15 protein-coding genes are annotated in these 19,018 nt (G+C 62.2%); 10 read left to right on the top strand and 5 right to left on the bottom strand.

From position 1 onward, the window contains the following. Positions 1-17 precede the first annotated feature (17 nt). The 7 genes from HNQ39_RS00605 to HNQ39_RS00575 all read left to right on the top strand — a co-directional run bounded on the left by HNQ39_RS00605 (position 18) and on the right by HNQ39_RS00575 (position 7,349). Complete coding sequence (locus tag HNQ39_RS00605) at positions 18-1,163, top strand: glycoside hydrolase family 172 protein (protein ID WP_184191882.1); 1,146 nt, start codon at positions 18-20, stop codon at positions 1,161-1,163. Positions 1,164-1,180: 17 nt separating this feature from the next. Next, on the top strand, positions 1,181-2,017 hold the full coding sequence (locus tag HNQ39_RS00600) for a vWA domain-containing protein (protein ID WP_184191880.1): 837 nt from the start codon (positions 1,181-1,183) through the stop codon (positions 2,015-2,017). Next, on the top strand, positions 2,017-2,727 hold the full coding sequence (locus HNQ39_RS00595; protein WP_184191878.1) for a hypothetical protein: 711 nt from the start codon (positions 2,017-2,019) through the stop codon (positions 2,725-2,727). The genes HNQ39_RS00600 and HNQ39_RS00595 overlap by 1 nt, the downstream gene beginning before the upstream one ends. A gap of 231 nt (positions 2,728-2,958) precedes the next feature. Next, a complete protein-coding gene (locus tag HNQ39_RS00590) occupies positions 2,959-4,317 on the top strand; it encodes an AAA family ATPase (RefSeq protein WP_184191876.1) in 1,359 nt (452 codons plus the stop codon). A gap of 38 nt (positions 4,318-4,355) precedes the next feature. After that, positions 4,356-5,066 (top strand): HNH endonuclease family protein, encoded by a 711-nt coding sequence (locus HNQ39_RS00585; protein WP_184191870.1) that lies wholly within the window; start codon positions 4,356-4,358, stop codon positions 5,064-5,066. A gap of 31 nt (positions 5,067-5,097) precedes the next feature. Continuing rightward, positions 5,098-5,487, top strand: a complete 390-nt coding sequence (locus tag HNQ39_RS00580; RefSeq protein ID WP_184191868.1) for a BlaI/MecI/CopY family transcriptional regulator — start codon at positions 5,098-5,100, stop codon at positions 5,485-5,487. A 2-nt stretch (positions 5,488-5,489) separates the two neighbouring features. Then, positions 5,490-7,349 carry a M56 family metallopeptidase gene (locus HNQ39_RS00575; protein WP_184191866.1) on the top strand — a complete coding sequence of 620 codons (1,860 nt, stop codon included), beginning with the start codon at positions 5,490-5,492 and terminating at the stop codon, positions 7,347-7,349. On the opposite strand, the gene HNQ39_RS00570 is transcribed toward HNQ39_RS00575, so the two are convergent. Together HNQ39_RS00570 and HNQ39_RS00565 are read right to left on the bottom strand one after the other, a co-directional pair. Then, on the bottom strand, positions 7,346-8,608 hold the full coding sequence (locus tag HNQ39_RS00570) for an FAD-dependent oxidoreductase (protein WP_221289724.1): 1,263 nt from the start codon (positions 8,606-8,608) through the stop codon (positions 7,346-7,348). The two genes, HNQ39_RS00575 and HNQ39_RS00570, sit on opposite strands and share 4 nt — an antisense overlap. Positions 8,609-8,621: 13 nt before the next feature. After that, positions 8,622-8,957 (bottom strand): hypothetical protein, encoded by a 336-nt coding sequence (locus HNQ39_RS00565; protein ID WP_184191862.1) that lies wholly within the window; start codon positions 8,955-8,957, stop codon positions 8,622-8,624. A gap of 70 nt (positions 8,958-9,027) precedes the next feature. On the opposite strand from HNQ39_RS00565, the gene HNQ39_RS00560 reads away from it, so the two are divergent. Both HNQ39_RS00560 and HNQ39_RS00555 read left to right on the top strand, forming a co-directional pair. After that, positions 9,028-10,101 carry a lactate/malate family dehydrogenase gene (locus tag HNQ39_RS00560; RefSeq protein ID WP_184191860.1) on the top strand — a complete coding sequence of 358 codons (1,074 nt, stop codon included), beginning with the start codon at positions 9,028-9,030 and terminating at the stop codon, positions 10,099-10,101. Between the two features lie 8 nt (positions 10,102-10,109). After that, on the top strand, positions 10,110-10,574 hold the full coding sequence (locus tag HNQ39_RS00555) for an ACT domain-containing protein (protein ID WP_184191859.1): 465 nt from the start codon (positions 10,110-10,112) through the stop codon (positions 10,572-10,574). Between the two features lie 68 nt (positions 10,575-10,642). Here the strand turns inward: HNQ39_RS00555 and HNQ39_RS00550 are convergent, their stop codons facing one another. Next, positions 10,643-11,620 carry a proline racemase family protein gene (locus HNQ39_RS00550; protein WP_221289893.1) on the bottom strand — a complete coding sequence of 326 codons (978 nt, stop codon included), beginning with the start codon at positions 11,618-11,620 and terminating at the stop codon, positions 10,643-10,645. A gap of 102 nt (positions 11,621-11,722) precedes the next feature. Between HNQ39_RS00550 and HNQ39_RS00545 the strand changes: the two genes are divergently transcribed. Then, positions 11,723-12,040, top strand: coding sequence for a hypothetical protein (locus HNQ39_RS00545; protein WP_184191857.1), 318 nt, complete (start codon positions 11,723-11,725; stop codon positions 12,038-12,040). 179 nt (positions 12,041-12,219) lie between these two features. On the opposite strand, the gene HNQ39_RS00540 is transcribed toward HNQ39_RS00545, so the two are convergent. Both HNQ39_RS00540 and HNQ39_RS00535 read right to left on the bottom strand, forming a co-directional pair. Continuing rightward, the gene (locus HNQ39_RS00540) at positions 12,220-13,278 is read right to left on the bottom strand and encodes an aldo/keto reductase (protein ID WP_184191855.1); all 1,059 of its coding nucleotides are present in this window, start codon (positions 13,276-13,278) and stop codon (positions 12,220-12,222) included. Between the two features lie 47 nt (positions 13,279-13,325). Next, positions 13,326-18,998, bottom strand: coding sequence for an amino acid adenylation domain-containing protein (locus HNQ39_RS00535; protein WP_184191853.1), 5,673 nt, complete (start codon positions 18,996-18,998; stop codon positions 13,326-13,328). Positions 18,999-19,018: the final 20 nt, after the last annotated feature.

Below are 19,018 nucleotides of genomic sequence, written 5' to 3'. Positions count from 1 at the left end.
CAACGAAGGAATCAACGATGAACAACACACTCGCAAACCTAGCCACGCTCTCGACCGCAAAGAGCAAGCGGCTCTCGTCGTATGATCGCACGGGCGGCAACTCGGACCGGGTGGGAGTCGAGCCGGGCGCGACCCACACGCTCGCCGCGATTGAGGGGGCGGGGCAGATCACGCACCTCTGGATCACGATCGACTGCGCCGATCCGCTCTACCGCCGGAACTTAATCTTCCGCTGCTACTGGGACGGGGAAGAGAATCCCTCGGTGGAGTCGCCGATTGGGGACTTCTTTGGCAATGGCTGGGGGATGCACTACAACTTCTCGACCCCGCCGCTGGCCTGTGCGCCCGCCGGGGGCAAGGCCCATGTCTGCTACTTCCCCATGCCCTTTGGTCGCGGTGCACGCATCGAGATCGAGAACCAGAGTGTCGAGCCGATTCGCTCGCTCTACTACTATGTGGACTATGAGGAGTGGGAGAGCTGCCCCGACTCACTGGGGCGCTTCCATGCCTGGTACAACCAGGAGCTCACGGCTCCCGAGAGCGAGCAGGGCAATGTCGAGAACGAGTGGGGGCTCTTTGGCGACGCCCCCAAGAACGCGTCGGATGCGAACAACTACCTCTTTGCGGAAATCGAAGGCACGGGCCACTTTGTCGGGGTGAACTACTATGTCAACTGCCCCAGCCCGATGTGGTACGGCGAGGGCGACGATATGTTTCTGGTCGATGGCGAGCCGTGGCCGGGGAGCGCACACGGCACGGGCACGGAGGACTACTTCAACATGGCCTGGTGCCCGCGCGAGCCCTTCTCCCACCCTAGCTTTGGCTTTGGACGCGTACCAGGAGAAAATGGCGGCGACAAGCTCGGCTGGCTGGGCCGGACGCACTGCTACCGTCTGCACCTCACCGACCCCGTTCGCTTCACCAAGTCGCTCCGAGCGAGTATTGAGCACGGCCACGCCAATGTCTTAACGCTGGAGCTAGCGACGGTCGCCTACTGGTACCAGAGCGAGCCGCACAAGCCGTTTCCCGCGCTCCCGAGTGTGGAGGCACGCAAGCCGCGCCCCGAGATCACCGCCGTGGACATCCACCGCTGGCGCGATGCCTGGCGCAAGTCGGTGGGGGGCGCGAATCCGTGGGGCGACGAGAGACCGAGTGGCGTGTAGGCGGGGTATAATTTGGTATGCCCTACTCAGCGGAGATCAGCCGTGCCAAGCCGACGGCGTTTTGTTTCCTTATTGATCAGTCTGGCTCGATGGACGACCCGTATGGGATGGACTCGGGGAAGCGCAAGTGCGATGCCGTGGCCGATGCGGTCAACCGCCTGATCGCCACGCTTGTCCTGCGTTGCGCCAAGGGAGAGGATGTCCGCGACTACTTCCAGCTCGCGGTGATCGGCTACGGTGGCGCGGTCCGGCCCGGCTTTGGGGCCGCCCTCGCAGGTCGCCAGTTTGTCCCGATCTCCGAGGTCGCCGATAACCCGCTGCGTGTGGAGACCCGGGCGCGAAAAGAAGACGATGGCGCGGGGGGGCTGATCGAGCGACAGGTGCGCTTCCCGGTCTGGTTCGAGCCCATGGCCAATGGCAACACCCCCATGGTGGCGGCGATGGAGGAGGCCTACCAGATTGTCAAGGCCTGGACCGAGCTCTACCCGCTCTCCTACCCGCCCAGCATCATCAATATCTCCGATGGCGAGCCCACCGACGGCTCCCCGCGGCCGGCCGCCGATAAGCTCAAGACCCTGGGCACCAACGACGGTAAATCCCTGCTCTTTAATATCCATATCTCGGGAGCCGCCAAGCGCCCCATCGAGTTCCCCGACACCCAGCTCGGGCTGGCCGATGAGTACGCGCAGATGCTCTTTGAGATCAGCAGTGTCCTGCCACCCAAGCTGCGCGACGAGGCCCGCCGCGAGGGCTTCACGACCACGGAGAACTCCCGTGGCTTCGCCTTCAACGCCGACCTGCGCTCGCTGGTGCAGTTCCTGGATATCGGTACCCGAACGGCGGACCTGCGCTGATGAAGCTGGTACGTGCGCTCACGGCTCCCAAGGACGGCAACTCCGACGAGCAGTACGAGGATGCCTGGGCCCTCTCCGAGACCCAACCCACCCTCGCCGTGGCCGATGGCGCGTCGGCGGCGGTCTATGCCCGCGAGTGGGCGGAGCTCTTGGTCGCTGACTTCGCCAGCGGCGCGCCCTTCCCCAGCGACGACGAGGCGTTCTGGCACCGTGTCAGTGGGCTTGGGACCCAGTGGCAGAAGACAGTCGGCACCGGCGCGACCTCCTGGTACGCGCAAGAGAAGCTCCCCCAAGGCTCGCAAGCCTCGCTGCTGGTCCTGGATGTGGACTCCGAGACACGCCAGCTCACGGCCCGCGCGATTGGGGATGTCTGCCTATTTCTGGTGGTCGACGATAAGCTGCACTACGCCTTCCCGCTCACCAAGTCCAAGCAGTTCAACACCCACCCTGGCCTGGTCGCCACCGATCCCACCGCCCTCAAAGACCGCCCGGAGATCGTCCGCTTCACCGCCAAGCTCCCTCCGGCTCCGGTGCGCCTCTTCGCCTGCACCGATGCGGTCGCCGCGTGGTTTTTACTAGAGTACGAGCGTAAGCGCAAGCCCTGGAGCCTGCTCCCCCCCGACCCCATCTTCCCCGCCTGGCTCAAGGGCACCCGAGACAGCGGCGCACTCAAAAACGACGATGTCACGATTATCGAGCTGGAGGTCTGAGCAAGCCAGAGGCAAGCTGGCAAAAATATCGCAACGATTTGTAGCACCTTCAGAGCTGTTTGCACCAACGTCGCAACTGTTTGACTTACCGTTGCGCCCATCAGTCTAGGGTGCGGAAAGATTTGCTTCTCCCTCAGAGCTGTCTGCCTCAACCTCGCAACGATTTGCCCCTGCCTCGGAATCCTCTGTCACAACCTAGAAACGATTTGACGAACCCTAGAGAGAACTCGAATGTCCAACGAACCCATTCCCCAATCCGAAGCTCAAACCCCACCAGCGGCCTACTTTCTCTCCCTCAGCATTGCTAACTTCCGCTGCTTCAAAGAAGAACAAACCCTTGACCTCTCCGACGGTAACGGCAAGCCCGCAATGTGGACAATTCTGCTAGGAGAGAATGGAGTTGGCAAAACAACACTTTTACAATGTTTACCGACATTATGTGTTGAATCTAAAATGGATTGGGTTAGGTTTAATGATGAATTGACTGCATTTATTAATGCAAATATCGATCATAAAAATCAAAAAGTCCAAAAAAAGATTTTTAAATCAGGTTTGAGAGTAGAATATAAATGTAAGCTCTCCGCTAAATTTAGCGTAGGGGGTAAAGAGCAGGAATACACCCATATTTATAAAGATGGGGGTATTAATTTTTTTTATAATGAAGATATAGATGTTGAAAGAGATATTGACAGGTCTATTATTTTGAATTTTTGCAACTGGTATGGATATTCTGCATCTCGAAGAGTTTCTGATGTCCCGGTAAGGAATATCAATAATTCCTTTTTGCAGTCCAGTCCTCTTTATAACGAAAAAATGGATTTATTGAATGGTGAATATTGGTTATATCAGGCAGATTACTCTTCTCGAATATCAGAAAGCAGTAAGGCAGAGACCCGGAAAATTCAAATACAAGAAATTTTGAAAAAAATTCTTCCAGACGTTCAAGATTTCAGATTTGTGTTACTAGATGAAGTTGCCTTGTCGCCTTCTATTGAAGTGAAAACGCATTACGGCTGGGTTAGTATGGCGAACCTTTCTTTGGGATATAGAACCGCTATAGCATGGGTTGTGGATTTTGCATCGCGTATGTTGGATCATTATCCTGATTCCCCTAATCCGCTCACCGAACCCGCGGTTTGTCTTGTCGATGAGATTGATCTTCATATGCACCCCAAGTGGCAAAGAGAACTGATCAAGACACTCTCGGAGACGTTTCCGAAGACGCAGTTTATTGTGACGGCCCACAGCCCTCTCATTGTGCAAGCCGCGCCGAATGCAAATGTGGCGCTTCTGCGACGTGAAGGCGACCATGTGGTGATTGAGAACGGTTGGGAGAAGGCGCGTAACTGGCGCGTGGACCAGATTTTTGCCAGCGATCTCTTCGATGCAGGAGCCCTCTCCGACGAGGTACGCGATGCCCTGCGGCGGCGGCGAGAGCTGGCGCAGAAAGCGGGACGCACGGAGGCGGATGAGGCGGAGCTGGCGTCGCTCAATGCAAAGCTCGATGCGATGCCCAGTGAAGCAGGCGCAGAAGCGGCGACTGTCGATGAGATCCTACGCTATGCCGAGGTCTTGCTACAGAAGCCATGATCCGCATCCACCGACCAAAAGAAATCCCCGAGATTCTATTGACACGTGGTCCTGCGGCTCTGGAGCGGCTGAGGGAAGCGGTGGCGCGGGGGGAGGAGACACTGAGCTTTTCAGAGATCTATCGAGACCCTGAAGTCAAACAAGCACTTCGGCAAGCCCAGCAGGAGAAGTGCTGTTTCTGCGAGGCGCGGATTGGTGGTGAAGGGGATATTGAGCACTTCCGCCCCAAAGCCGCGGTGCGACAGTCCGAGACGGAGCCTCTAGAAAAGCCCGGCTACTGGTGGCTCGCCTATACTTGGAGCAATCTACTTCTCTGCTGTACCCACTGCAATCAGCGCGAGAAGAAAAATCTCTTTCCTTTGACCGATTCTACGCGACGCGTCAAAACCCCCGACGCTCCACTCACGGACGAGGAACCACTTTTCATTGACCCAGCTAGCATCGATCCGAGTGAGCACCTGACGTTTGATCGCGACGAGCCACGTGGTCTGACGGAGAAGGGGCAGAGGACCATTGTGGCACTGGGGCTGGACGACCCAGAGCGTGGGATGTACCTTCGGCGACAAGAACGCTGGCAGCGCATTCAAGAGTGTCAAGAAAAGCTACAGCGACGAGGAGAGCTGGAGAGTACACCGGCGGGTAGGGCAGTGGTCCTTCTGCTAGAGCGCTGGCTACACGACTGGCAGCAGCCGAGTGCAGAGTTCTCCGCCATGGCCTGCTGCGCACTTCGTAGCTCTGCGCTTTCTTGACGACAACTATAGTCAGTGGTATCTTGCGGCTATGGGACGACGACCGGGAAATGGAGCGCTGGGGGAGCAGGAGACCGAGCTCTTGCGCTTCGTGGCGGAGCAAGACGCGGCGCTGACGGTGCGCGAGGCGGTGGCCTCGTGGGGCGAGCCGCGGAGCCTGGCCCGGACGACTGTCCTGACGATGCTGGAGCGTTTGCGGGAGAAGGGGCATCTCGTGCGCGAGCGCTCCCCCGAGGATAGCTGGGCGTACCGGCCCGCCCGACCCCGCGCTGAGGTGCTCAGCGGCCTGGTGCAGAGCTTTGTCGAGCGCACTCTGGGCGGCTCGGTCTCTCCGTTTGTCTCGTACTTGGCGGAGGGGGGCGCGACCCTCACCGCCGACGAGCGCGCTAAACTCAAGGCGCTGCTGGAGACCCTGGAGTAGCCATGTTTTTAGAGCGGCTTGCCTGGGCATCGCTTGGGGGAACCGCGCTCGCGCTCGGGGTTTGGCTACTCTGTCGGCTCTTTCCCAAGACTCCCGCCGCCGTGCGTTTCTGGCTCTGGTGGGCGGTGCCTGCCAAGCTCCTCCTCGGGCTGGTTCCCGCGCTCTCCCTCGCGGTCCTGCCCGCCTCCCCGGTTGCTCCCATGCAGCGTGCCTCTGTCGCGGTGCACTCCTTGGCCGTTGCGGCGCGCCCTCGCACCGCCCCCAAGCGTGTCCCCGCTGCTCCCGAGCGCTTCGCCACGGCTCCTAGGGAGCTCACAGGTGCTCCCGCACGTGCCGTCGCGGTTCCTGTGTCTCTCCCGGACTCTCTGCTGTTCCTTTGGCTTGCCGGAGGGCTCGTTGCGCTGGCTCGCTCTCTGGCAAAGATTCCGTCGGCAGGCGCTTTGGCCGGAGGGCGCGTGGGGGAGGGCTACCTTGAGGTGCCTGGGTTGGGCCCCTTGGTACGCGGGCTCGTGCGCCCCGTGATTGTCCTGCCTACCGGCCTCACGGAGGGGGAGAGACAGCTCGCATTGGCCCATGAGCGTGCCCATATCCAGCGCGGCGACCCGTGGCTGGCGCTGGTGCCGCTGGCGGCGCGTGTGGTCTTCTGGTTCTTGCCGACGGTCTCGCTTGCCGAGCGGGCACTCGCCACGGCACGTGAGGAGGACTGTGATTTCCGGGCGCGGCGTGCGACCGGAGCGAGCGCGCGGGAGTACGGTGCGCTCTTGCTCAAGCTGACGCACACCCCTGCCGGCACGGGGAGCTTGGCGATGGCCTCACCCGCCTTCTCCCAGCTCCAGAGCCGCCTCAAGACCCTCGCCGTTCCTCAGAAGAGAGTCCCGCTCTGGCCGCTACTTCTCCCCGGAACCCTGGTGCTCCCCGGCTGGCGCCTCTCCGAGCGGGGGCAGCTCGTGCAGAGCCCATCACCGCTGCCCGTGCGCTACCGCCGCGAGAACCTCGCGACACTGGGCGGGCGCTACAGCGATGCCTTCGCCATCACGGACTCGGGGCAGGTGCTCGGGGCCGCCAATGGGACCGACGGCAAGGGGCGCGCGACACGCTGGCAGGACGGTACCATCACCCCGCTCTCCGACCAGCGCAGTATCGCCTTCGCCGCCAGTGCGCTTGGGGAGGTTGCGGTGACGGCGCTTAAATCCGGGGGGCACCGGCGCGCTCTCTGGCAGAGTACCCATGGTGTCCAGGAGCTCTCCGGGCTCCCTGGCTTTCCCGAGACCGTCGCCGTGGGCGTGACGGCACAGGGGAGCGTGGTGGGAAGTGTGCTACGGTCTCAGGGAGCGGGCTCCCGCGCCGTGGTCTGGGAGGCGGGTGTGGTGCGCGAGCTCGGGACCCTCGGGGGACCATCGAGCCAGGCAAGCGCGGCCAATGCAAACGGCTGGGTTGTCGGAAAGGCCGACCTGAGCGCGACCCAGACCCACGCCTTCCTCTACGACGGTACCCGCCTGCGCGACTTAGGAACCCTGGGTGGGCGCAATAGCCGCGCCACGGCGATCAATGCCCGTGGGCAGGTTGTGGGGGTGAGCGAGACGGCCCACGGCGAGCGCGTCGCCTTTCTCTGGAGCGAGGCGACCGGGATGCGCGCCCTGCCGGGGAGCAATGGGATCGCCCTTGCTGTCAATGATGAGGGGCAGGTGGTGGGGCAGGCCGACAGCCACGCGGCGCTCTGGTCCCCCGACGGCACCCCAGTTCCCTTAGAGCCCTCGCTGGTGGTCGCTCGTGGGATCAACCAGCGGGGCGAGCTCGTGGGGCAGGGCTGGGTCGGGGAGGACCTGCGTGCCTTCCGCCTCACCCCGATTGTCGCTCCCTAGCCCTTGCTTGCCGAAGAAAAACGGTCGGGGGAGAGCAGCTCCAGCGCGATACTTGGGGACTGGTCGGCCAGAAGCTCGCCCACGAGCTTGCCCGAGACTGGCCCGAGCGAGAGCCCCATCATCGCGTGGCCGGTCGCGACCACCACATTGCTCCACTTTGCGGGGCGCCCCAAATACGGCAGGCCGTCGGGGCTGACCGGGCGCAGGCCGCTCCAGGGAGTAAGCCCCGCGAAGTCGTCTTCCGAGAACGCCGGGAAGTAGCGCGGCACGGACTTGACAATCCCCGCCACCCGGCGCGGGTTCACCGAGAGGTCGTTGCCCGCGATCTCCATGGTTCCCCCAACACGGAGCGTCCCGCCCATCGGGGTCACCGCGACCCGCGCCTCCACAAAGATCGAGCAGAGCTCCGGGAGCTGCTTGGGGTTTTCCAGGGTGAGCGAGTAGCCCTTGCCCGCCTGCATCGGCAGCGAGAGCCCCAGCCCCTGCGCCGCCTCCGGGCTCCAGGCACCGCCCGCCAAGACAAACTGGTCGGCCTCAAACTGCCCGGCGGGGGTCAGCGCGGCGCTCACGCGGCCTCTGGTGGTCACCCAGCCGGTGACGGCGGCGCTGTAGATGATCTGCACCCCGCGCTCCCGCAGGCGCTTCGTCAGCCCCGCGACCAGCTTGCCCGGCGCGAGGTGGCAGTCGTTGGGGAAGTAGACCGAGCCTGCGACATCCATCGTGATCGCGGGGTCGAGCTGGGCGGTCTCCTCGGGAGTCAGGGCCTCGGCGGGGATTCCCAGTGCCCGTGCCTTCGCCGCCATGGCTATCTCTTCGTCGAGGGCGTGCTGGGTCTTGGTGAGCATGAGCAGGCCGCGCTTGACCAGCCCAAACTCATTGCCAAACGCTTCCGCGAGCCGCTCGTACTCCGCCCGGCTGAGGTTGTTGAGATCGCGCAGCAGGGGAGCGCTCCGCTCGACATGCTCCTGCGTGGCGGACTGCATGAACTTCAGCCCCCAGTCGATCAGCTCTTTGGTGGGCTTGGGCCGGATCCAGAACGGGCTCTCCGGGTTGGTGAGCTGCTTGAGCCCGTAGGCCATCATCCCCGGTGCCGCCAGCGGCACAAAGTGGCTTGGGACAATCATCCCCGCGTTGCCCAGCGAGCAGCTATCGCCGCTCTCCGGTCCCCGCTCCAGCACCGTCACATCGAAGCCCTGCTCCGCCGCGTACCACGCCGAGCAAAGGCCAATAATCCCCCCGCCAATAATACAAACCGTCACTGCACACGCCTCCCTATCCAACTTCAACGAGCTGGCGTGACCTGGCAGCCAGCTCCCAGAGAAAATGATTCCAGCCCACGATAGAGACCGCCAGAACCAGAGCCAGATAAGCCAGACCATGGTGCTTCGACTGTTTTACGAGTGCCGCAACACCGACAGGAATCCCCAAGACCCACGCCGCGATCCACCAGCCGCACGAGGCAAGCTCAATGTCTCCGTAGATGTAGTCACCCATCGAGCGATTGATCCAGTAGAGTCCGTGACTTCCCACGCCGCCCCAGCAGATCAGGGCAATTCCAAGCGCGAGGTGGGGTAGGAAGTGGGTGAGTTGTATCGGGAAAGAACGCATGGTGAGCTAGCTCTCGGTGATCATTGTATCAAACGCAGAAATTCAGACAGGATAGGTATACTAGGACAGTATGGATGTTGCGGTTCTAGGAGCCTCAGGGGACTGTGGGCGCGAGATCGCGGCCCAGCTGGTCGCGGCGCGCCTGCTTGCCCCCACGGAGTGCTTGCAGCTGGTGGGGCGTCAGGAGGGACCCTCCGCGCGTCTCCTGCATGGGTTTACCTGCGATCTTGTGGATGCCCACGCCGAGTATGTTCCCGAGCTGGCGGTCGCGCTTCGCCCCGAGGATGTTGTCGCCGATGTCTGGATTGTGGCGGCTGGGGGGACGATGCCCACGCAGGGCGGCCCGGTCACCGATCGGGCGACCCTCGCGCGGAGCAATGCCCAGGTTTTTCAGACCTACGCGAGCGCACTGGCACGCTATGGCAATGGCACCGAGCTCGTGGTGGTGGTCTCGAATCCTGTGGAGCTGGGAGTGGCAATCTTCGCCGAGGCGATTGGCCGCGAGCGGGTGATTGGGATCGGGGCCTACCAGGACACGCTCCGTTTTCGCCGCGAGATCGCCGCGGACCTGGGGGTGCGCCGCCAGCGTGTCGGGGGCTTCATGCTGGGGGAGCACGGCGCCGCGCAGGTGCCGGTCTGGTCGAGTGTCACCCTCCATGGCCTCACCGCGGGCGAGGTCTCGCAGACCATCACGACCCTGCGGCATGGCACGGAGCAAGACGACTTCGATAGCCTCTGTCAGGCGGCGCGTGCCCACATGGAGACTCTCTTGGCGCTGGGACAGGTTGCGGAGGCCTTTGCCTGGCTCGATCAGCTCCCCCCCGATGCGCGTGTGGTGCTCAAGCCCCTCCTGACCCACTTCTCGGGTGCCAAGACCGTCCGCGCCACCGCCAATGTCACGGTCGATCTGGTGGCGACCCTGCTGGATGGGCGGGAGATGCTGATCGCTGGTCAGGTCGAGGTCCACTCGGGCGAGTTTTATGAGCTCACGGGGCCTCTGGGAGTTCCTGTGATCGTGGGGCCGGAGGGTATTCGGCGCATTGTTGAGATTCCTCTGACCGAGCAGGAACACCTGCGGATGACCAAGATCGCCACCGAGGTCAATACCAAAGTCGGGGTGTGGCGGGCGAGAGAGAAAGAGTGAGCCACGCGATGAAAACCTATGCCTTTTTGCTGAAGCTGCGCGACAAGCCGGGCGCGATGGAGGTGATCGCGGCGACCTTTGCCCACCGTGGCATCTCGCTGGCGACCATCCTGGCCAACGATGCGGCCACGGCCCCGGATAGCCTCGCGACCGTTCTGGTGACCTTTCGGACGACCCGCTCGCGCAAGGACGGTGTCAAGGCGGCACTGGCTCGGCTCACGCGCGTGGTCTCGATCACGGAGCGTGAGGAGGGCGACCCCACTCTCCAGCAGAGCGCCCTCGTGCGGCTCGCTCCGGGCGCGGCCCTACCCACCGATCCGCAGGTACAGCTCACGCGCCTCGGGGTGGACGCGGCCACGGGGGAGACCCTCTGGGCACTCTTTGGCCCCTTGCTAGCGGTCGAGGTGAGTGTCGAGGTACTGCGCGCCAGCGGAAGCCTCAGCGCCCTCTCCATCGCCACCGTCGCGCTCTAAATTGCCCCCTAGCCCCACCCGCCCCCTTGCCCCCACAAGTGGGGGGCACGGGGCGGGCGGGGCATCGCCTAGATTCCCCAGCAAAACGGGTCGGTGTCATCGAGGAGCAGGGTCGCCTCCGCGCTGATCCACGCCCGCCCGGTGATGGTCGGAATAACCCCCTCATACTCACCCTCTTCGCGAAGCCGCACCCAGAGGGTACCCGGGTCGCCGTCTAAGCGGCGGGGAGAGGCAAACTCGACGCTGCCCTCAAACACGCTCCCAATGACGCTCTCTTGCCGCCAGAGCTCCCCCGCCGCGAGCTTGCCATCGGCGGCGAGGCAGGCGAGCTTGGCGCTGGTGCCGGTGCCACACGGCGATCTATCGTAGGCGCCGCCGGGGCAGAGGACGAAGCTGCGGGAGTGGTTGGCAGGGTCGCCGGGTGGGGCGAAGAGCTCGATATGGTCCAGCTCCGGCCAGGTCTTGTTGGCCTCGCGCCGGATCTCCCAGGCAAGGGCGGTCAGCCGCTCGACATTGCCGACATGGACCTCCTCGCCGTGGTCCGCGCAGAGAAAGAACCAGTTCCCGCCCCAGGCGAGATCACCCGTGACAGTCTTGCCGCTGGGAAGAGTCAGTGCCACAGCCTTCTCGGTGCGGTAGCTGACCACATTCTCGATACTCACGCGGCCATCGGGGTGCAGGGTCGCGCTCACCACCCCGACCGGCGTGTCGATCTGGTGCGTCCCAGGGCCCAGCTTTCCCTGGTAGGCAAGGGTCGCCACCAGGCCAATGGTCCCGTGGCCGCACATCCCTAGGTAGCCGACATTGTTGAAGAAGAGAATCCCGCAGACACAGCCCGGCGCGTGCGGCTCGACAATCAGCCCCCCGACCAGCACATCGGAGCCGCGCGGCTCGTTGACCGTGGCGCGGCGGTAGTGGTCGAAGTCCCGCTCAAAGCGCGCAAGCCGCTCGGAGAGGGGGCCGTCGCCCAGGTCCGGGCCGCCAGAGACAATCAGGCGGGTGGGCTCGCCGCCGGTATGGGAGTCGATAACAGAGATTCGCTGCATCATTTTGTCTCTCGTTTTACCACGCGCCTCCAAGAGAGAGGGAACCTTGCGGGCGGGAGTTTTCTCTGTGCAGTGACGCTTGCGAGCGTAGGAGAGAAAAAAATGAAACACGAGACAAATTCCGACGACACCATGGCTGAGGTGCCCCTCACCACGCCCGAGTCTGAGCACCATGTCAACCCCGATGGCGAGACCGACGCGAAAAAAGGCGCACGGCTTGGGGGGATTGGCGGCGCGGTCACCGGAGCCGTGGCGGGCGCGATGGTGGGGCCTGGTGGCGCGGTGCTAGGCGCGGTCGTGGGGGGGATTGCGGGCGCGGTCGCCAGCGGCCTCGCCGTGACCGAGGTGGATAAGGTCGACGGCGACTCCAAAAATGACCCCTTGCCGCTGGAGACCGCAGAAGAAGAAGCACAAGCATAGCCCGCGACTGTATTTTTCGCCTCTTCTCCGTGTTCTTTTGGGAGAACACGGAGAAAGAAGAGGGAGTTTATGTTTTCATCAACGGCAAGAAAAGACCATGTCTGGAGCCTTAGGGATGTCCTAAGCCTCCTGACGCTCTTGGCAATGGTTCCTTTTTTGCGAGTGGCCGAGGACGAGGGCTAGGGCAAGATAGTCGTACCGCCGCTCATGAACTTCTTGACATAGTCCTGGCTGAGAAAGCTCTGGGGAAAGCCTAGCTCGATGGCACTCACGGCATTTAGGCGCGCATAGTGCTCGGGCGCGAGGTTGACTCCAAAGCACCCCAGCGAGTCCTCTAGCTGCGCCGCTGTGCGCGCTCCGATAATTGGGCTGGTAACACCCGGCTGCTCCAAGAGCCAGCGCAGCGCCACTTGCACCGTGGTCGCGCCCAGCTCCTCCGCGATCGCCTTGGCCTCATTGGCGATTGCCAGAGTGCGCGCATTGAGCCGCCCATTGGTCTTATTTCGCTCGTGCCTACCTTCAGAAGTTCCCCCACTTGTGGGGGCGGAGGAGGCCAAATCGGCTTGGGTATAGCGGCCGCTGAGCACGCCTTGTGCCAGCGGGGACCAGGGGGTGACACCCAGCCCGAGCTCGCGTGCCATCGGGATCAGCTCGCGCTCCACCGTGCGCTCAGCGAGGCTGTACTCGACCTGCAGGCCGATAAAGGGCGACCAGCCCCGCCACTCCGCCAGCGTGTTGGCCCGCGCCACCCGCCACGCCGGCATGTCCGAGATGCCGACGTAGAGCACTTTTCCCTGCCGCACCACATCGTCGAGGGCACGCATCGTCTCCTCCAGCGGCGTGATGCCATCGTCCATGTGCACCCAGAGCAGGTCGATATAGTCGGTCTGGAGGCGCTGGAGGCTGGCGTTGACATTCTGCACCAGGCTCTTGCGGTGGTTGCCGCCGCCGTTGGGATCGCCATCGCGCAGGTTCAGCGTGTACTTGGTCGCCACCACGAACCGGTCGCGCTGCCCCTGCAGAAACTCCCCGAGGAACTTCTCGCTCGTGCCCTCGGTGTAGAAGTTGGCCGTGTCGATAAAGTTTCCACCGCGCTCGGCATAGAGATCGAGCTGCTTGCGGCTCTCGGACGCATCCGCGCCCCAGCCCCAGTCCGGCCCAAAGGTCATCGTCCCCAGCGCGATCGGCGAGACACGCAGGCCGCTACGGCCCAGAAGTCGGTAGTGATCCAGTTGCATGACAGACAAGACCCCGAACCTCGCTTTAGAGTTCCCCGCGAAGAGACCTAGCGTGGTTCCAGCACCCGGTCCAGGCAACGCCGTAGAACCGCGGCGACATTTTGGATATGGGGCTCGTTGAGCATGTTGGTATGATTCCCCTCAATTGGGTGTATCTCCAGCCCAAAGCTTGTCAGCTGGCCCCACACCAAGCGGGGATCGTCTACGCTTCTGTGCACGGGGTTGGCGGTCATGAGCTGCGTGATGGGGCCAGGATAGGGCTGCGGCTTGTAGCTGCGCAGAGCCGCCTGATTGGTCTCGGTCACGGTGCGAATGGTTGGAGAGAGGGGAGCGTTGCTGGTAGGAGGAGTCGCCTTTTTGGGGCGCGAAGCATGCTCACGCTTCCCGAGGAGGAGTGGCCCTAGGCGACGGTCCAAGCGCTTGAGGAGGGGCAGAGGGGTTGTGCGCTGTGCCGGGTAAGCGGTGTCCAGGAAGACTAGCAGCGCGATCTTCTCTCCTTGCTGTTGAAGCTGTCGCGCCATCTCAAAGGCAATGGTTCCGCCTGCCGACCCGCCACCCAGCCGGTAGGGGCCATGCGGCTGGACGGTGCGTAGCTCGGTGAGGTAGTGCGCGGCCATCTCCTCCACCGAGGAGTGGGGCGGCTGGAGGCCATCGAGCCCCTGAGACTGAAGGCCGTAGAAAGGCTGATCTTGGCCTAGGTGCTGTGCAAGGAGGCGGTAGTTCAGCAGATTGGCACCGATGGCGTGCACACAGAAGAACGCGGGGCGTGCTCCGTTGGGCTGAATGGCTACCAAAGAGCGCCAGCTCTGGGAGAGTTCTGTCTGGGGATGGAGCAGGGCCGCGAGCTGGGAAAGCGTGGGGGACTGGAAGAGAGTGGCGAGCGGGATCCGCACGCCAAAAGTCTCCTCGATAGCCTTAAAGAGCCGCATCGCTAGAAACGAGTGCCCTCCCAGCTCAAAGAAGTTATCGTGCCTGCCTACTTGCTTGGTACCAAGGAACTGACACCAGAGCTCAGCGAGGCGTTTCTCCTCTGGTGTCTCGGGTGCGAGTGAGGAGCCGAGCTCCTGGGGAGCTCTCTCGGGGGCGGGGAGTGCCTTGCGATCGACTTTACCGTTTGGGTTGAGTGGAAAGCTCTCTAAAAAGATAAATCGCTGGGGAACCATGTAGTCGGGCAGAGTCTTGGTGAGAAAGGCCCTTAGCTCTAGAACAGGAATGGGCTTGGAGGCAACAAGATAGGCGACAAGATGCCGCTCCGTGATCGCGTCTTTGTGGGCGACAACCACGCACTGCTGGACCTGAGGGTGTCTCTCCAGAGCTACATCTATCTCCGCCAGCTCGATTCGAATCCCCCGTATCTTGACCTGATGGTCGAGGCGACCTAGATAGAGCAGATTGCCATCGGGGAGCCACTTGGCGAGGTCCCCTGTTTTGTAGAGCTTTCCTTCCCCAAAGGGATTGTCGATAAAGCACTCTGCCGTGAGCTCGGGGCGATTTAGATAGCCGCGTGCGAGCTGAGTACCGCCGATATAGAGCTCCCCAGACTTTCCTAAGGGGACCAGCCGCTGCTGTGCATTTAGGACATAGAGCTGGGTGTTCCAGAGGGGCTTGCCGATCGGGACAACGTCAGGGCTGGCATTGGGCAGGCAGGGCCAGTGGGTAACATCGACCGCGGCCTCAGTGGGGCCATAGAGGTTGTGAAGCTCTGCTGTAAGGCTCTGGTGAAAGAGCTGCACGACGCTGGGGGGGAGTGCCTCGCCGCTACAGAGGACACGCTTTAAGGTCGTGCACTGGCGGTGGGTGTGCTCCTCTAGGAAAATCTGGAGCATCGACGGCACAAAATGAACCGTGGTGATCGCCTCCTTTTGGATAAGGGCGATCAGCCCAGGAGCATCGCGATGGAGGTCGGGTGGGGCCACCACCAGAGTCGCTCCGATCATCAGGGGTAAGAAAAACTCCCAGACCGAGACATCAAAGCCATAAGGGGTTTTTTGGAGGATACGATCCGCCGCTGTCAGCTTGAGGGCCGCCTCCATCCAGAGTAAGTGGCTGACAATTCCCTGGTGGGAGTTCATCGCGCCCTTTGGGGTTCCCGTAGAGCCTGAGGTATAGATGACATAGGCCAGATTCTCGGGCTGGACAGTGACCTGAGGCTTGAGCGTGCTGAAGGTCTCGTTTGCACTCCAGTCGGGATCGTGTGTGATGAGCGCGACCACGCGGGCTTCTTCGGCGATTGTCTGGCGACGGTCCTCGGGGTACTCGGGGTCGATGGGAACATAGGCCGCGCCTGCTTTTAGGGTCGCCAGGAGGGCGACTACCATCTCCACGGAGCGCTTCAGCGAGATCCCCACCAAGGTGTCTGCACCGGCTCCTAGGCTCTGGAGCCGGTGCGCGAGCTGGTTGGCCCGCTGGTCGAGCTGAGAGTAGGTAAGGCTCTGGTCCTCAAAGACAAGCGCGATCGCATTGGGCGTTTTCCCGACTTGCTGCTCAATAAGCTCATGAAGGCACTGCTGGGGAATCTCCATCTTGGTTGCATTGAAATCAACCAGAAGCTGCTGCTTTTCTTCGGTCGGGAGGATCTCTAGCGAGAGAAGGGGCGCATCAGGTGCTTGAACAATAGCCTCGAGCAGTGTCTCCCAGTGCCGCTGCATCCGTGTGATCGTGCTGGAGTCGAAGAGATCGGTATTGAAGTTCCATTGAAACTCCAGACCAGTGGGAGTCTCCTGGAAAAACAGGTTGAGATCCATGTCCGTGGTGTCTCGAGCAACCTCATGGTCGGAGACGGTGAGCTCCCCGCAGGTACACCCTTTCAGAGGGGGGTGGTGCTGGATAAGCATGACTTGGACCAGTGGACTTCGGCTCATGTCTCGCTCAGGGACAAGGACTTCCACAAGGGTCGAGAAGGGCAGGTCCTGGTAGGTATAGGCCTCAAGGGTGCGCTGGCGAACACGCTCTAGGAGGGCCTGAAATGAGGGACGCCCCGAGAGGTCAGTGCGGATTACCAGGGTATTGGTAAGGAGCCCGATCATACTCTCCAGCTCAGCTTGGTTACGGTTGGCGATCGATATTCCCAGAGGGATGTCTTCCTGGCCGCTATAGTGCGAGAGCAAGGCGCTAAGGGCCGCAAGCAGGGTCATAAAGAGCGTGCTATTGTTTTTGGTGCTGAGGTCCTTGAGCGCTTGCGTGAGCGGTACAGAGAGCCGGGATCCCAGCGTGGCTCCACGCTCTGTCAGGAGTGGAGGGCGAGGGTGGTCGGTCTCTAGTTGTAGCAGGGGAAGATCTGCGAGTTGCTGGACCCAGTACTGGAGCTGCTCGTCGCGTGAGGTCCCTTGAAGCCACTGCTGCTGCCAAAGGGTAAAGTCGGCGTACTGGATGGGCAGGGGGGCAAGAGGGGAGTCTTGGTTCAGGTCCGCTTCAAAGGTGGCGTAGAGCCGAAGGAGCTCCTCGTAGAGGATCTTCTTGGAGCCATCGTCGAAGACAATGTGATGCATACCAAACAGGAGGTAGTGCCGGTCTGAGAGTGTGCCACTCTCCACCTGAAGGAGCTGGGTGCGCCAGAGTGGGCCGGTGTCAAGGTCGTAAAGAGGTTGTGTAAAGCGCGTTAGACACGCCTCTAGCTCATCTTCTTGGATGGTGTGAACCGTGAGTACCAGCGGCTGGGTGGGAAGGATGGTCTGGGTGGGCTCTCCCTCAACAAGGGAGATGGTGGTGCGGAGCGCCTCGTGTCTCTCTCCCAGTGCAACAAGCGCACGCTCCAGTGCCCTGACCTTCAGGGGGCCATCGAGCCGTAGAACATGGGTCTGGTGGTAGGCACGGCTCATAGGGTCGAGCTGGCTAAGGAACCAGAGGGCTTTCTGGCCAAGGGAGAGTGGGGCGTTGTGACGCGAGTGAGCCACCAGTGGTAGCAATGTCGTGTGTCTACCACGCGAGACAGCAATCTGCTCTGAGAGGCCCTGCACCGTGGGATTCTGGAAAAACTCCACAAAGCGAACCTCGACAGCGAGCAGGCTACGGACACGGGAGAGGAGCTGGGTGGCCAGCATGGAGTCGCCGCCAAGCTGGAAAAAATGGTCGTGGATACCGATGGGGGAGACACGGAGCACCGCCTCCCAGAGCGCGACGAGCTGCTCCTGTTGCGGCGTCTGCGGGGCGACATAGGCCACGCGTTCCGTCGGGATACTCTCTTGGAGAGGCTCAACCCCCAACCTCTCCGCCATCCCGATGCGCTGCAGCTTACCCGTTGCCCCTTTCGGAAACTCCGTGAGGAACAAAATACTCTCAGGAAGCTTGAAGTCTGCTAGCGTATCGGTGAGAAAGAGCCTTAGCGTCTCTGAGGAGAGCTCACGCCCCTCGCGCAGGATTACCGCCGCCCCGACCGTCTCCCCCAAGCGCGCGTGCGGGATCGCAAAAGAGACTGCCTGTGTCACATCGGGGTGGTTGAGCAGTGCCTCCTCAATCTCACGGGGGGCGATCTTCTCCCCGCCTCGGTTGATGATCTCTTTGAGCCGTCCCGTGAGAAAAACATAGCCTTCGGGGTCGATATAGCCCTGGTCTCCCGTCCGAAACCACCCCTGTGTGAAGGAGCTGGCGTTGGCGCTCGGGTTGTTTTCGTAGCCAGGCGTGACATTTGCGCCCCGGACTACCAGCTCCCCAACACTCCCCTGTGGCAGGAGCTCACCAGAATCGTCCATCACCGCGACCTCTGGCCCTGCCGCAATCCCCACCGAACCAGGCTTACGCACCGCGGGGGGCAGGGGGTTGCTGGCGAGCTGGTGGGAGCCCTCGGTCATCCCATAGGCCTCCAGAGCGGGGACCTGAAAGACCGACTCCAGCTCCGCCATGACCTGGGGGGGGAGCGCCGACGACGCCGAGCGGATGAAGCGCAGCGAGTGGTGCGCCACCGGGCCCTGGGCTCTCGCAAGGATCGCTTGGTGCATCGTGGGCACGGCCGTGTACCAGCTCGGGGTGAACTCGGTGAGCCAGGGGAAGAACTGCGGGGCATAGAAGCCAGGGGTGCAGACCACGCTTCCCCCCGCCGTGAGACTCGATAGGACCGCCGCGATCAGGCCATGGATGTGAAACAGAGGCATCACGTTCAGGCAGCGATCCTGTGGGGTTAGCTGGAGTGTCTGCGCGATGTTCTGCGCCGAGTGGCAGAGGTTGGCTTGGGTCAAGGGGACGATCTTAGGGCGTGAGGTGGTTCCCGATGTATGTAGCACCAGCGCGATATCGTCGGGCTGGGCAGGCTCTTGGGGAGTAGGCGGGAGAGCGAGAGCTCCAGAGAGCTGAAAGCGTCCCGCGCCTTCGTCGCCCCGAGGAGTCAGAGTAAGTACAGGAATCTGGCGCTTCTGTGCCACGGCGAGGGCCGGGGAGTCGCTTCCCTCCAGCACTACCAGTGCGCTCGCCTGAAGGTCCTCCAGGTAGAAGTCAAACTCTGCTTCTCGATAGCTTGGGTTGAGGGGGGCGGTGGTGAGATAGCTCCCAAAGCTGAGAAAGGCGAGTGCCATCTCGGGGCCATTGGGCAGCACCAGCGCGACTCGTGCGCTCCGTCCGAGCCCGTTTGTGTGCAGGAAAGCCTCCACTTCCTGGCACTGTAGCAGGAGCTGGCGGTACGTCAGGGGCAGGCGCTCTGGTGCTAAGAGGGCGATCGCCTCTGGATTCAGGCCTGCGGAGTGTTCCAAGAGTTTAATGAGGGTGGGGCGGGCTAGGGGTTGAGGAGGCACAGATATTCCTTAATGATGAC

The organism is Armatimonas rosea, assembly GCF_014202505.1.
GTDB classification, from domain to species: domain Bacteria; phylum Armatimonadota; class Armatimonadia; order Armatimonadales; family Armatimonadaceae; genus Armatimonas; species Armatimonas rosea.
Note: the sequence above shows the minus strand (reverse complement) of the source record. Positions and strands in the feature narration are given on the sequence as shown.